This window comes from Nonomuraea sp. NEAU-A123, assembly GCF_018603905.1.
GTDB lineage: Bacteria > Actinomycetota > Actinomycetes > Streptosporangiales > Streptosporangiaceae > Nonomuraea.
On sequence record NZ_JAHFZZ010000022.1, the window covers coordinates 16,994 to 29,674 of the forward strand.

The 12,681-nt window shown below is 70.0% G+C and carries 15 protein-coding genes; 7 read left to right on the forward strand and 8 right to left on the reverse strand.

All coding sequences use genetic code 11. The annotated features are described in order from the left end of the window. Positions 1–20: 20 nt before the first annotated feature. The 4 genes from KLK06_RS45265 to KLK06_RS45280 all read right to left on the reverse strand — a co-directional run bounded on the left by KLK06_RS45265 (position 21) and on the right by KLK06_RS45280 (position 4,384). On the reverse strand, positions 21–2,090 hold the full coding sequence (locus tag KLK06_RS45265; protein WP_250907023.1) for a (Fe-S)-binding protein: 2,070 nt from the start codon (positions 2,088–2,090) through the stop codon (positions 21–23). A 145-nt stretch (positions 2,091–2,235) separates the two neighbouring features. Continuing rightward, positions 2,236–2,817 carry a TetR family transcriptional regulator gene (locus KLK06_RS45270; RefSeq protein WP_214641931.1) on the reverse strand — a complete coding sequence of 194 codons (582 nt, stop codon included), beginning with the start codon at positions 2,815–2,817 and terminating at the stop codon, positions 2,236–2,238. Further along, entirely contained in the window at positions 2,814–3,563 is a 750-nt protein-coding gene (locus KLK06_RS45275; protein ID WP_214641932.1) for a class I SAM-dependent methyltransferase, read from the reverse strand. The genes KLK06_RS45270 and KLK06_RS45275 overlap by 4 nt, the downstream gene beginning before the upstream one ends. Before the next feature lie 11 nt (positions 3,564–3,574). Then, positions 3,575–4,384 carry a sugar phosphate isomerase/epimerase gene (locus tag KLK06_RS45280; protein WP_214641933.1) on the reverse strand — a complete coding sequence of 270 codons (810 nt, stop codon included), beginning with the start codon at positions 4,382–4,384 and terminating at the stop codon, positions 3,575–3,577. A 55-nt stretch (positions 4,385–4,439) separates the two neighbouring features. Between KLK06_RS45280 and KLK06_RS45285 the strand changes: the two genes are divergently transcribed. The 5 genes from KLK06_RS45285 to disA are packed head-to-tail and all read left to right on the forward strand — an operon-like array spanning position 4,440 to position 8,437. Next, the gene (locus KLK06_RS45285) at positions 4,440–5,138 is read left to right on the forward strand and encodes a class I SAM-dependent methyltransferase (protein WP_214641934.1); all 699 of its coding nucleotides are present in this window, start codon (positions 4,440–4,442) and stop codon (positions 5,136–5,138) included. Positions 5,139–5,181: 43 nt separating this feature from the next. Continuing rightward, entirely contained in the window at positions 5,182–5,556 is a 375-nt protein-coding gene (locus KLK06_RS45290) for a MerR family transcriptional regulator (RefSeq protein ID WP_214641935.1), read from the forward strand. After that, positions 5,553–5,858, forward strand: a complete 306-nt coding sequence (gene trxA / locus KLK06_RS45295; RefSeq protein ID WP_214641936.1) for a thioredoxin — start codon at positions 5,553–5,555, stop codon at positions 5,856–5,858. Before KLK06_RS45290 ends, trxA begins: the two co-directional genes overlap by 4 nt. Before the next feature lie 48 nt (positions 5,859–5,906). Beyond that, positions 5,907–7,313 (forward strand): DNA repair protein RadA, encoded by a 1,407-nt coding sequence (gene radA, locus KLK06_RS45300; RefSeq protein ID WP_214641937.1) that lies wholly within the window; start codon positions 5,907–5,909, stop codon positions 7,311–7,313. 41 nt (positions 7,314–7,354) lie between these two features. Beyond that, positions 7,355–8,437 (forward strand): DNA integrity scanning diadenylate cyclase DisA, encoded by a 1,083-nt coding sequence (gene disA / locus KLK06_RS45305; protein ID WP_214641938.1) that lies wholly within the window; start codon positions 7,355–7,357, stop codon positions 8,435–8,437. A 40-nt stretch (positions 8,438–8,477) separates the two neighbouring features. Here disA and KLK06_RS45310 read toward each other — a convergent pair whose 3' ends face one another. Then, positions 8,478–9,152, reverse strand: a complete 675-nt coding sequence (locus tag KLK06_RS45310) for a hypothetical protein (protein ID WP_214641939.1) — start codon at positions 9,150–9,152, stop codon at positions 8,478–8,480. 195 nt (positions 9,153–9,347) lie between these two features. Between KLK06_RS45310 and KLK06_RS45315 the strand changes: the two genes are divergently transcribed. Further along, complete coding sequence (locus KLK06_RS45315) at positions 9,348–10,106, forward strand: A/G-specific adenine glycosylase (protein WP_250907044.1); 759 nt, start codon at positions 9,348–9,350, stop codon at positions 10,104–10,106. A gap of 8 nt (positions 10,107–10,114) precedes the next feature. Here the strand turns inward: KLK06_RS45315 and KLK06_RS45320 are convergent, their stop codons facing one another. Beyond that, a complete protein-coding gene (locus KLK06_RS45320; protein WP_214641942.1) occupies positions 10,115–10,531 on the reverse strand; it encodes a cupin domain-containing protein in 417 nt (138 codons plus the stop codon). Between the two features lie 146 nt (positions 10,532–10,677). Further along, positions 10,678–11,004 carry a cupin domain-containing protein gene (locus tag KLK06_RS45325; protein ID WP_250907024.1) on the reverse strand — a complete coding sequence of 109 codons (327 nt, stop codon included), beginning with the start codon at positions 11,002–11,004 and terminating at the stop codon, positions 10,678–10,680. 113 nt (positions 11,005–11,117) lie between these two features. On the opposite strand from KLK06_RS45325, the gene KLK06_RS45330 reads away from it, so the two are divergent. After that, on the forward strand, positions 11,118–11,588 hold the full coding sequence (locus KLK06_RS45330) for a MarR family winged helix-turn-helix transcriptional regulator (protein ID WP_214641944.1): 471 nt from the start codon (positions 11,118–11,120) through the stop codon (positions 11,586–11,588). Positions 11,589–11,598: 10 nt separating this feature from the next. On the opposite strand, the gene KLK06_RS45335 is transcribed toward KLK06_RS45330, so the two are convergent. Further along, positions 11,599–12,537 carry a sugar phosphate isomerase/epimerase gene (locus KLK06_RS45335; RefSeq protein WP_214641945.1) on the reverse strand — a complete coding sequence of 313 codons (939 nt, stop codon included), beginning with the start codon at positions 12,535–12,537 and terminating at the stop codon, positions 11,599–11,601. Positions 12,538–12,681 lie beyond the last annotated feature (144 nt).

The following is a 12,681-nucleotide window of genomic DNA, read 5'->3' on the forward strand; positions in this document are numbered from 1 at the left end:
AGGAGTCCGACTTTTCCGCGTCAGGAGGCGCTTTTAACCGATTTGATCAGGAGCTGGGCCACGTCCACGACCTCCAGCGACTCCTTCGCCTCGCCGCTGTTCTTCTTCTCGTTGATGGCGTCGCCGAGCATCACCATGCAGAACGGACAGGCCGTGGAGACAGTGTCAGGATTGGTGGTCAGGGCCTCGTCGACCCGCTCGGTGTTGATGCGCTTGCCGATGCGCTCTTCCATCCACATCCGGGCGCCGCCGGCGCCGCAGCAGAAACCGCGGTCCTTGTGCCGGTGCATCTCCTGCGTCTGCACGCCGGGCACCTTCGACATGATGTCGCGGGGCTGCGAGTAGACCTTGTTGTGGCGGCCGAGGAAGCACGGGTCGTGGTAGGTGATCTTCTCCTCGATCGGCGTGATCGGGGTGAGCAGTCCCTCGTCGACCAGCTTGGCCAGCAACTGCGTGTGGTGTACGACCTCGTAGGTGCCGCCGAGCTGCGGATACTCGTTGGCCAGCGTGTTGAAGCAGTGGGGGCAGGTGGCGACGATCTTCTTGACGCCCGCCTCGTTCAGCGTCTCGATGTTCTGCTGGGCGAGCATGTTGAACAGGTATTCCATGCCCAGACGGCGGGCCGGGTCGCCGGTGCACGCCTCCATCGGGCCGAGCACGGCGAACTTCACGCCCGCGATGTGCAGCAGCTCGGCGACGGCCTTGGTGGTCTTCTTGGCCCGGTCCTCGAGCGCGCCCGCGCAGCCGACCCAGAAGAGGTATTCGGCGTCCTCGGGCATCTTGTCCTCGACCAGCTCGACCTCGAAGTCCAGCTCGGAGATCCAGTCCGCCCGCTTCATCTCGGACATGCCCCACGGGTTGCCCTTGTTCTCCAGGTTCTTGACCATCACTCCCGCCTCCGACGGGAACGACGACTCCACCATCACCTGGTAGCGGCGCATGTCGAGGATGTGGTCGATGTGCTCGATGTCGACCGGGCACTGCTCGACGCAGGCGCCGCAGTTCGTACAGGACCAGAGGACATCCGGGTGGATCACGCCGTCCTCGCCGACCAGCGGCTTGTTGAGCAGCGCGAGCACGTCGGTGTCCGCGTGCTCGGTGGAGGCGGCCATCAGGTAGGGGGCCACCTTGAAGGCGTGGTCACGCTGGTCGAGGATGAGCATCTTCGGCGACAGCGGCTTGTCGGTGTTCCACGCGGGACACTGCGACTGGCAGCGGCCGCACTCGGTGCAGCTGTAGAAGTCGAGGAAGCCCTTCCAGGTGGTGTCGCCGATCTTGCCCCGGCCGAGCCGCTCGGGGTCCAGGTCCTCGTCCTCGAAGTCGACGAGCTTGCCGTCGACGCGCAGCTCGGACGCGCCGCCCAGACCGTCGGGGCGGCGGGAGAAGAGCACGTTCAGCGGCGCGGTGAAGATGTGCAAGTGCTTGCTGTGCACCACGATGACCAGGAACACCAGCATGAAGCCGATGTGCAGCAGCAGCGCGATCTCCTCCAGCACCGAGCTGGCCGGCAGGACGTCGCCGAGCGCCAGCGACACGAAGGCGCCCGACGAGTAGGGGAAGTTGCCGTTGGCCGCCGCCGCGCCGCGGGCCAGGAAGAGCGTCCAGATGATGTTGAAGATCATGAACAGGACGAGCCAGGCGCCGCCGAGATGGGAGCCGGAGAAGCGGGACTTGCGGCCGAGCGTCTTGGGTGAGTTCTTGATCCGGATGACGGCGAAGGCGAGCAGGCCGAGCAGGCAGGCGACCGCGATGAAGTCCTGCAGGAAGCCGAGCACCGCCCAGGTGCCGATGAGCGGGATGTGGAAGTCGGGCTCACCGGTGATCGCGCCCTGGATGATGGCGCCGTACGCCTCGATGTAGACGGTCAGCAAGATGAAGAACGCCCACATCACGAAGAAGTGCGCGGTGCCCGACGGTGTCCACTTGAGCAGCTTCTTCTGCCCGAACACCTCGACGAGCTGCGCCTTGAGCTCGCTGCCCGCGTGCGTCTTCGCGTACTCGATGCGTTCGGGCGCGGGCGGGCCCACTGTCGCGAGCCTGAACAGGAACAGTGTCCTGCGGCCCGCCACGGCGACCGCCAGGACAGTCATGATTAGCCCGATGATGGCCACCCAGAGCACGGGTCCTCCCACTGACGATGTTGGCTGCCAGCGTACGGTCACGTCACCGGCCAGACACTCCCGGAATCCTACCGAGTAGTAACCTTACGGTCGGCGGTGCGTCCAGAACAATGCTCTACCCCGTCAAGTAGCGCTGTACCGTCGGGGCCAGCAGTTCGACCAGATCCTCGGGATCGGCGCTCGCCAGCGGCTCCAGCTTGAGCACGTAACGGCCCATGACGATGCCGAAGAGCTGCGCGAAGGCGGCCTCGATCCGCAGGTGCGGCACCTCGAGCCGGTCGGCGACCTTGAAGAGCAGGGCGTTCGTGACGAACTCCCGGAACATCGTCTCGGCCTGCTCGTTCGTCATGGCCGACCGGATCAGCGCGACCATCGGCTCGCGCGTCTCGGGCTGGCCCGTCACCGTCAGGATCAACCGGACGAGCCGCTCCCCGATCTCCTCGCGCGGCCCGTCGAGCAGCAGCGGCACGATCTGGTCAGGGCTGACCGGCAGCCGCATCGCCGCCGCGAACATGCCCTCCTTGGTGTCGAAATAGTGGTGCACCAGGGCGGGATCGACGTTCGCCTCCCTGGCGATGCCGCGTACCGTCGCCTTGTCGAAGCCCTTCTCGGCGAAGACCCGGCGGGCCGCGGCGAGAATCTCACCCCGCGTGTCCGCCGACCCCGGCCGGCGCCCCGGACGGCGGGTGTTCGTCACCTGCCCACCGCCAGGTAGACCCGCATGGGCACGTACAGGACTCCCTCGGGGAAGACCTTCCTGAGCTCCACCCGCTGGCGGGCGACGAGATCGTCGGCGGCCTCAGGGGACAGCGCCGCCATGTAGGAGTGCGAACGTAGGTTGAGCAGGAAGTCCTCGATGCCGACCAGCCTGGTCCAGGCGATCCAGCGCTCCTCGACCACCTCCATGGCGGCGGCGATGGGCGGCACGGACCACTCCGCCAGCGCCGGGCCCCAGTAGGTCGGGCACTCCGCCGCCAGCCGGGCCTCGTGGGCAGCCAGCCAGTCGGCCTCGGCGGCGTGGGCCAGGTTCCAGCAGCCCACGATGGCCCCGTCGGGCCGCAGCACCCGCCTGGCCTCGGCGATCGAGACCACCGGGTCGAGCCAGTGCCAGGACTGGGCGTAGGTCACCAGGTCGGCCACCCCGTCGGTCAGCGGCAGGGCGTTGCCGTCCGCGAGCAGCGCGGCGATGCCCTCGTCCGTGGCCTTCGAGAGCAGGCGGGCGAGCATCTCCGAGCCCGCGTCCACGGCGATCACCCGCGAGCCGCGGGCGCGCAGGGCGCGCGTCAGGATGCCGGTGCCGGCGCCCACGTCGACCGCCGTCGCGCCGGCGAGCTGGATGCCGGACACTTCCGACACCGCGTGGTACATCTCGTCCGGATACGTCGGCCGGCCCGCGTCGTAGGCGTCGGCGACGCTGTCGAACACCCTGCCGAGCTCCCTCATCGGTCCCACACTCATCTGGCCGCCGCCAGGTAGAGGCGGGCGAAGGCGAGGGCCTCCGCCAGGTCGTCGATCCGCTCCGTACGGCTGGCCGCCTTGCGGGTGTTGATCTCCAGCACGACCAGCCCGCCATAGCCGGAGTTGGCCAGCCGTTCCAGCATGGGCGCGCACGGTTGGTTGCCCCTGCCGGGCACCAGGTGCTCGTCCTTGTTCGTCACGCCGAGGCCGTCGGCCAGGTGCAGGTGCGCGAGCCGGTCGCCGAGCTTGGCGGCCATCTCCATGGCGTCGCTGCCCGAGACGGCCGTGTGCGACAGGTCGAGCGTGACGTGCGGGAAGTCGAAGTCGGTCGGGTCCCAGCTGGGCGAGTAGGGGACCACGTCGTTGTTCCTGGCCTTGAGGGGGAACATGTTCTCCACCGCGAACGTGACGCCGGTCTCCTCACGCATCCTGGCCAGGCCGGTCTCGAAGTCGCGCGCGTATTCGCGCTGCCAGCGGAACGGTGGATGCACCACGACCGTCGAGGCGCCCAGCCGTTCGGCCGCCTTCTGTGCCTTGACCAGCTTGGCCCAGGGGTCGCGGCCCCAGACGCGCTGCGTGACGAGCAGGCACGGCGCGTGGATGGCCAGCACGGGGACCTCATAGTGCTCTGAGAGCCGCTCGATCACGTCGATGTCCTGGCTCACGGGATCGGCGCCGACCATGATCTCGACCCCGTCGTAGCCAAGACGCGCGGCCAGCTCGAACGCGTCAGGAGTGCGTTCCGGATATACCGAGGCGGTGGACAATGCGATCTTCGCATTGGGCACGCGGATGACATCAGCCACGCTGCCAGCCTAAGCCGGTGGCGACGTTCTGGCGCGCGCCCCATACGGTTGGACCATGCCACGGATCGCCAAAGGCGCCATCCCCAGCCCCAACATCTGGAACACCCCCCAGGTCTACGAGCTGGAGAATCGCGCCGTCGACCCTGACGGCGCCGCCAACGCGGCGATGCGCGCCCTGCGCTCCTGGGATGGCGCCACCGTGCTCGACATCGGCTGCGGCACCGGCTACCACCTGCCGACCTTCGCGGCCGACGCGGCGAAGGTGATCGGCGTCGAGCCCCACGGCGATCTGGTCACGCTCGCCCGCCGCCGCTGCGCCGGGCTGCCGTCCGTCGAGATCCACGCCGCCACCGCGCAGGACCTGCCGCTGCCCGACGCGTCCGTGGACGTCGCGGTGGCGCGCTGGGCCTACTTCTTCGGCCCCGGCTGCGAGCCCGGCTTACGCGAGCTCTCCCGGGTCGTACGGCGGGGCGGCGCGGCCTTCGTCATCGATCTGGACGCCACCCGCGGGGCCTTCGGCGGCTGGTTCCAGCGCACGGTGCCCACCTACTCGGCCAAGGCGGTGGAGGCCTTCTGGGACCTCCACGGGTGGCAGCGACAGCGGCTCGACCTGCGGATGGCCTTCTCCCGCCGGGCCGAGCTGGAGGCGGTGCTGCGCATCGAGTTCACGCCCGAGGTGGCCGCGCAGGCGATCGCCGAGACGCCCGGCCTGGAGCTGCCCTACCCGAACGTGCTGCGCTGGCGCTCGTTCTAGGGGGGTTGACATTGACGTCAGTGTCAACGTTTACCTTGGAGGCATGCGCATCGGAGAGCTGGCCGAACGGACCGGGGTGAGCACTCGATCACTCCGCTACTACGAGCAGCATGGGCTGCTGTCGGCCAGGCGCGGGTCCAACGGCTATCGCGACTACGCGGAGGAGGACATCAAGCTGGTGTCCGAGATCCGGGCGCTGCTGTCCGTGGGGTTCACGCTGGAGGACACGCGGCCGTTCGTCGACTGCCTGCGCTCCGGCCACAGTACGGGCGGCTCCTGCCGCGAGTCGGTCGCCGTCTACCAGCGCAAGCTGGCCGAGATCGACGACGAGATCCGCGTCCTGCTCACCCGGCGCGCCGAAGTCGCCGCCCAGCTCGGCGCGGCGTGCCCTGGTTGCGTGCTTAAAGGAGAGAAATGATTGAGCTGACCACCTCGAACTTCGAGGAGCAGGTACTCAAGAGCACCAAGCCGGTGCTGGTCGACTTCTGGGCCGAATGGTGCGGACCGTGCCGCATGGTCGCCCCCGTGCTCGCGGAGATCGAGGCCGAGCACGGCCTGGCCATCGGCAAGCTCAACAGCGACGAACACCCTGAGATCTCGGCCCGTTATGGCGTCATGGGGCTGCCCACGATGCTGCTGTTCGAGAACGGGGAGCCGGTCAAGCAGGTCGTCGGCGCCAAGCCCAAGCGCATGATCGAGGCCGAACTGGGCCTGAAGTAGGCCCGTACCTCGTGCAGACTGTCGGCGCGGGCCGCTAGCCTGCTCCGCATGGTCAAGTCTGCGCAGAAGCCCGGTTACCGCTGCGCCGAGTGCGGGTGGCGCACCACGAAGTGGGTGGGCCGGTGCGGCGAGTGCCAGGCCTGGGGCACGGTCGACGAGGAGGGCGCGCGCGCCGGGGTGCACGTCGTCCAGGCCGGTGCGACGACCGCGCCCGCGATGCCGATCGGCCAGGTCAAAGCCGAGACGGCGGCCGCGCGCACGACCGGGGTGAGCGAGCTCGACCGGGTTCTCGGCGGCGGGCTGGTGCCCGGCGCGGTGGTGCTGCTGGCCGGCGAGCCCGGCATCGGCAAGTCGACGCTGCTGCTCGAAGCGGCCGCCCGCATGTCCGAGCGCGACACCGTGCTCTACATCACGGGCGAGGAGTCGGCGGCCCAGGTCCGGTTGCGGGCCGACCGCATCGGCGCCATCCGCGACAACCTCTACCTCGCCGCGGAGACCGAGCTGTCGGCGCTGGTCGCGCATGTCGACAAGGTCCAGCCCAGGATGCTCGTCGTCGACTCGGTGCAGACGGTCGGCTCCGCGCAGGCCACCGGCGTGCCGGGCGGGGTGACGCAGGTGCGGGAGGTGGCCGCCAATCTCGTACGGCTGGCCAAGGAGCGCAACATGGCCACCGTGCTCGTCGGCCACGTCACCAAGGAAGGCTCGATCGCCGGGCCGCGCACCCTGGAGCACCTGGTGGACGTCGTGCTCAGCTTCGAGGGCGACCGCCACTCCCGGCTGCGGATGGTCCGCGCGATCAAGAACAGATACGGCCCCACGGAGGAGGTCGGCTGCTTCGACCTGCACGAGCGCGGCATCGAGGGCATCACCGACCCGAGCGGGCTGTTCGTCTCGCGGCGCAGCGAGCCAGTGCCGGGCACCTGCGTGACCGTCACGGTCGAGGGCACCCGGCCGCTGCCCGCCGAGGTGCAGGCCCTGGTCGCCCGCACCGAGGCGCAGCAGCCCCGGCGCACCTCCTCGGGCCTCGACACCTTCCGGGTGCAGATGATCCTCGCCGTCCTCGAACGCCGGCTCAACGCCAAGCTGGGCGGCTGCGACGTGTTCACCGCGACCGTGGGTGGCATCAAGCTGTCCGACCCGGCCATCGACCTGTCGGTGATGCTGGCGGTGGCCAGCGCGGCGGGCGACAAGCCGCTGCCGGCCGGTCTGGTGGCCATGGGCGAGGTGGGGCTGGCGGGCGAGTTGCGCCCGGTGAAAGACGTGCGGCGGCGGCTGAGCGAGGCCGCCAGGCTGGGCTTCAAGCGCGGGCTGGTGCCCACCGGATCCCTCGACCAGGGCGCGCGCGGGCGTGACGGACAGCGTTCCCTGGTGCCCGTGGGACCGGTGGCCTTCGCGGCAGGATTCGAGGTGGTCGAGGTGGAGAACGTCTGGGACGCACTCACACACGTCACATAGCACGGCTAAGCTTGACCTGACTATTTCGACACGGGGGTCAGGTGCCAAACGACAGGAGTCTCGACGACCGCCGTCGCGAAGCCCTGGCCTCCGTGGCCCCGGGCACACCACTACGCGACGGCTTGGAGCGGATCCTGCGCGGTCAGACCGGCGGCCTGATCGTGCTCGGCTACAACAGAGTGGTCGAAGAGGTGTGCAGCGGCGGGTTCGAGCTCGATGTCGAGTTCTCGGCCACGCGCCTGCGCGAGCTGGCCAAGATGGACGGCGCGATCGTGATGAGCGACGGCCAGCGGATCATCCGCGCCGCCGTGCACCTGGTGCCGGACCCGAGCATCCCCACCGACGAGTCGGGCACCCGCCACCGCACCGCGCAGCGGGTCGCCCGCCAGACGGGCCTGCCGATCATCGCGATCAGCAAGTCGATGCGGATCATCGCCCTCTACCTCGACGGCATCCGCTACGTGCTGGAGGAGTCGGCGGCCATCCTGTCCAAGGCCAACCAGGCCCTGGCCACGCTCGAACGCTACAAGCACCGCCTCGACGAGGTCTCCGGCACGCTGTCGGCCCTGGAGATCGAAGACCTGGTGACGGTCCGTGACGTGGCCGCCGTCGCCCAGCGGCTGGAGATGGTCAGACGCATCTCCGACGAGATCAAGGGCTACGTGGTCGAGCTCGGCACCGACGGCAGGCTCCTGTCGCTGCAGCTCGACGAGCTGGTGGCGGGCGTCGAGTCGGAGCGTGAGCTGGTCGTGCGCGACTACCTCCCGACCCCCGCCGGCCGCCGTCACCGGCGCCTCACGGAAGCCCTGCACGATCTCGACGCGCTCTCGAGCGAGGAGCTGCTCAACCTCGCGACGGTCGCCCACGTGCTGGGACACAGCGAGGACGAGACGCTCGACAGCCCGGTCAGCCCGCGCGGGTTCCGCCTGCTGGCCAAGGTGCCCCGCCTGCCCGCGACCGTGGTCGATCGGCTGGTCAACCACTTCGGCGGGCTGCAGAAGCTGCTGGCGGCCAGCATCGACGACCTCCAGGCCGTGGGAGGCGTCGGCGAGTCCCGCGCGCGCAGCGTCCGCGAGGGGCTCTCCCGGCTCGCGGAGTCCTCCATCCTGGAGCGGTACGTCTGACGCTGCCGGGTGACGCTGTCGGGGCGCCCGCCCGCTGTCGTCAGCGGAGCTGGAAGACGCCCATCGGGCTTCTGAGCTTGCCCATGCGCGCCACGGCCACGTAGGTGCCCGGCAGGGCGGCCGGCGGGTCGGTGCGGCAGTCGCTGCTGGAGCGGCGCCGGTCCCAGTCGAGCGAGCGCACGAAGGGCACCCCGCGCTGCAACTGCTTGACCTGGGCGGCCTCGCCGCTGACGCAGTCGGAGGTCGACCAGATCCGGTCTGCCCCGGAGGTGATGCGGACCTCCATGGACCGCGGGCCCACGTCGGCGGAGCACATGACGGGACCGGTGTTGACCAGGCTGATGAGGAAGTTGGGCTGGACGCCCGGCGCGTAGACGTCCTGCTTGCCCTGCATGCTGAGCACCAGGTCGCCCTCGCTGCAGGGATCGCCGGGCCGCTTGGGCAGGGCCGCCGGCGTGGCCTTGCTGGGGCTCGGCGTGGGCGAGGGGGTGGCCGTGTCCATGGTCATGGTGTGCAGGCCGGCGAGCAGCGGATCCGCCGCCGTCGGGGAGACGCTCACGGAGCTCTGCGTGCTGGAGGGCCGCTGCGGCCCGCTCCCCCCACTGGAACACGCCCAAGCGACAACCGCCACCACGACGAGAACAGCCACCAGGACGCTCATACGCCGTCGCCAGTAGATGTCGCCGCTGCCGTCACCCATCGTATCCGGATCCATACACACAGCATGGTAATCCATTGGCCACGGAGTGTGACGACACGCCGCTGGTCGCCATCTCGGCATAGCCTAGGGCGCGTGCTTGAGCCGAACCTCCTACACGTCCCCGTTCTGGAGTGGTACGAGGACAACGCCCGAGACCTCCCGTGGCGTACCGCCGACGCGACGCCGTGGGGCGTGCTCGTCAGCGAGATCATGCTGCAGCAGACCCCGGTCGTCCGCGTCCTGCCCATCTGGCACGAGTGGATGGACCGCTGGCCCACCCCGAAGGCCCTGGCGGCCGAGCTCCCCGGCGAGGCCGTACGCCACTGGGGCAGGCTCGGCTACCCGCGCCGGGCGTTGCGGCTGCACGCGTGCGCGAAGGCCATCAGCGAGGAGCACGGCGGCGAGGTGCCGTCGGACCACGCGACCCTGCTGGCCCTGCCCGGCATCGGCGAGTACACCGCCGCCGCGGTCGCCAGCTTCGCGTACGGCGGGCGGCACGCGATCCTCGACACCAACGTCCGGCGGGTGTTCGCCAGGGCGGTACGGGCCGAGGAGTATCCGCCGACGGCCACCTCCGCCGCCGAACGCCGCCTGGCCGAGACACTCCTGCCCGAGCTCGGCGCCGCCCGCTGGGGCGTGGCCGTCATGGAGCTGGGCGCCCTGGTCTGCACGGCTCGCACGCCACGCTGCGCCGACTGCCCGATCGCCCAGATGTGCGCCTGGCGCCTGGCCGGCAAACCGCCGCATGCCGGGCCCGCCCGCAAGGGCCAGACGTACGCGGGGACCGACCGTCAGTGCCGGGGCCGCCTGCTGGCGGTGCTGCGGGCGGCCCACGGGCCGGTGCCCAAGGCCGCGCTCGACGTGGTCTGGGACGATCCGGTGCAACGAGAGCGCGCCCTGGACGGCCTGATCACGGACGGCCTGGCCGAACACCTCGACGACGGCACCTACCGCCTGCCCCACTCCTGACCGCCGGCTCACCGGACCCAGAGTGGGACCATCCGTTCCGAGCCCTTGGGCGCCAGGTCGCAGGCGTCCGGGGCCGACACGCCGTCCGGGTTGTACGCCTCGGCCCCCGGAGACGCGACCACGATCGCCGCGAAGCCGTCGCGTGGATCGGCCGTCATCTGCCGGGTCACGTCGGCGGGCAGCACCATGGTGTCGCCGGGCCCCACGGTGAACAGCTCGCCGCCCAGCTCGACGGTGGCCGTCCCGGCCAGCCACGTCCACACCGACTCGGTGTCGAAGACGTGGACCGGCCCCACCATCCCCGGTACGGCGTCCACCCGCCACACCGCCGCTCCCGCCTCGCCCTGGGTCGGTGAGGCGAGGGTGGTCATGACCCCGTTCGGCGTCTCGGTCCGGCGGGAGCCGGCGGAAAGGACAACAGGCATCGGATTCTCCTCAGTCGGTGGGTGATCGGCTTGCGGTTCGCGGGCCACCCGCTGTCGGCGACCGGCCTGTGGTTCGTGACCGGCCCGCGGATCGCGGGCCACCCGCTGTCGGTGACCGACATGCGATCGGCTGCACGGGCGGTGGGTCACGCGATCCACGGTGGTGTGCCGTAGGCGTCGGTGCCGTCGGCCGCGAGTGCCCTGGCTCCGGCCGGTGCCGTCACCACGGCTGTGTAGCCGGTCTCGGCGCCGGCCGTGACGCGTCGTACAGTGCGGGCGGGCATCACGACGGTGTCGCCCGGCCCGACGCCGTACGTCTCCTCGCCCAGCTCGACGGTGGCCGTCCCGGCCAGCCACGTCCACACCTGTTCGCTGTCGAAGTCGTGCGACGGCCCCGCCACACCGGGCTTGGCGTCGACCCGCCACAGGGACCGCGACGCACCCCCCTGGCTCGGCGAGGCGAACGTGGTCATGACCCCGCCGGCGGTCTCTGATCGACGCGCATCGGCATCACGGATGACAGGCATCCCGGCAACCCCTAAGATGGACAACAAAGTTGTCTATATAGTGAACCAGGTTGTCTATCGTGTCAAGCGACATCCCCGGCTTCGAGCTTCCGCTCCGTCTCCTTCTAGGCTTCCGTGTGCTCATCGACGAGCTCCACGCGGAGCTGGGCCGCCAGGGCCATCCCGACATGCGGCCGACGCACGGCTTCGTCATGCAGGCCATCGGCCGAGGCAGCACGACCGCCGTGGACCTCGGCCGTACGCTGGGCGTCTCCAAGCAGGCGGCCGGCAAGACGATCGACGTGCTGGAACGCATCGGCTACGTGGAACGCACCGTGGACCCCCACGACACCAGACGTAAGATCGTCCGTCTGACGCCCTACGGCGTCGACGCCCTGGTGCGCTCGGGCCACATCTTCGAAACCCTCCGCGAACGCTGGGCCGGGGAGCTGGGCGAAGAGCGCGTACAGGCCATGGTGGCCGATCTTCGCAAGGTCACCCCGCCCGACCTCTTCCGCCTGGACACGCCAGGCTGGTTCGGCACTCTGTAGCGGCCGGGAGTTACGCGGCCAGTTGCAGGCCCAGCCCGGTCAGGCTGTTGCGGGCCCAGTCGAGCTGCTCGGCCAGCAGGGACACCAGTGCTCCAGGGCCCTTGGCGCGCCCCGGTACTGCCAGGTTGTGCGTCTCGACCTCGATGTGCGCGCTGCCGCTGACCGCACCCGACAGCATCGCCGCCATCGTGTCGTACAGCACCGCGCCGGTGCTGGGCGTATCGCCCGTGTGGTTGTGCACGTGCCCCAGCTTGACCACCGGAGCGCCCGCGGCGGCCAGCCCGCGCAGTGCCGCACCGGGCTCCTCGTCGCCGCAGGCCAGGTGGCAGGCGTCGAGGCAGACGCCCAGGTGCTCGGAGTCGATCCCGCACACCCGCTCCAGCGCCTGCTCGGTCGTCTCCAGCACGCAGCCGGGCCACGGCTCGAAGCCGACGCGGATGGTCTTGCCGGTGACGCTGTAGATGCCACGCAGCTCCCTGGCCAGCCGTTCGAGCCGCCGGGTGGCGATGGCGTGCAGGTCGGCGGGCCAGTCGTGGCGCCAGCCGATCGGGATGGTGGAGATGCTGCCGAACCGTACGTCGTCGGGCAGCAGGAACGCCAGGATCTTGGCCAGCGCCATCGTGTAGCGGTAGCGCTCCGGCTTGGCCCAGTCGGGACCGGGCACCTCCAGGTTGCGCCCGCCGGTGCCGTTGAGGCTCACCACCTCCAGGCCGCGCTCCTCCAGCGACCTGCGCAGCCGTACGAGCTCGATGCGGTCGGCCGTGAGGTGGTCGGCCACGGCGGGCGAGAGCCACAGGCCGACGCCCATCCGCTCGACCCCGAGCCGCTTGCGCACCGGCACCGCGTAGCGGGTCAGGTGGGCGATCAGGTTCTCCAGGTCTTCCGCGGGGTGTACGCCTGCGTTGTAGGCGAGGTGAACCAGCGTTCCGTCATCGTGACGCAGACGCATTGAATCCTCCACGGCTTGCACTGGTCGTTCCCGTCGCCCGCCCTGGGGATGATGCGGACTTTGTCGAGCATGCCTGCTGCCGGGTGGCGCACGCGTCCGCCCTGAGTTGATTCCCGCGTACTCCCCAGGGAGCAGCCCTCACCC

Coding starts and splice junctions, on each gene's coding strand:
- KLK06_RS45265 (WP_250907023.1), bottom strand. CDS start 2,090: ATGACTGTCCTGGCGGTCGCCGTGGCGGGCCGCAGGACACTGTTCCTG.
- KLK06_RS45275 (WP_214641932.1), bottom strand. CDS start 3,563: ATGAGGGAGCTCGGCAGGGTGTTCGACAGCGTCGCCGACGCCTACGAC.
- KLK06_RS45285 (WP_214641934.1), top strand. CDS start 4,440: ATGCCACGGATCGCCAAAGGCGCCATCCCCAGCCCCAACATCTGGAAC.
- KLK06_RS45290 (WP_214641935.1), top strand. CDS start 5,182: ATGCGCATCGGAGAGCTGGCCGAACGGACCGGGGTGAGCACTCGATCA.
- trxA (WP_214641936.1), top strand. CDS start 5,553: ATGATTGAGCTGACCACCTCGAACTTCGAGGAGCAGGTACTCAAGAGC.
- radA (WP_214641937.1), top strand. CDS start 5,907: ATGGTCAAGTCTGCGCAGAAGCCCGGTTACCGCTGCGCCGAGTGCGGG.
- KLK06_RS45310 (WP_214641939.1), bottom strand. CDS start 9,152: ATGGATCCGGATACGATGGGTGACGGCAGCGGCGACATCTACTGGCGA.
- KLK06_RS45315 (WP_250907044.1), top strand. CDS start 9,348: ATGCTGCAGCAGACCCCGGTCGTCCGCGTCCTGCCCATCTGGCACGAG.
- KLK06_RS45320 (WP_214641942.1), bottom strand. CDS start 10,531: ATGCCTGTTGTCCTTTCCGCCGGCTCCCGCCGGACCGAGACGCCGAAC.
- KLK06_RS45325 (WP_250907024.1), bottom strand. CDS start 11,004: ATGACCACGTTCGCCTCGCCGAGCCAGGGGGGTGCGTCGCGGTCCCTG.
- KLK06_RS45335 (WP_214641945.1), bottom strand. CDS start 12,537: ATGCGTCTGCGTCACGATGACGGAACGCTGGTTCACCTCGCCTACAAC.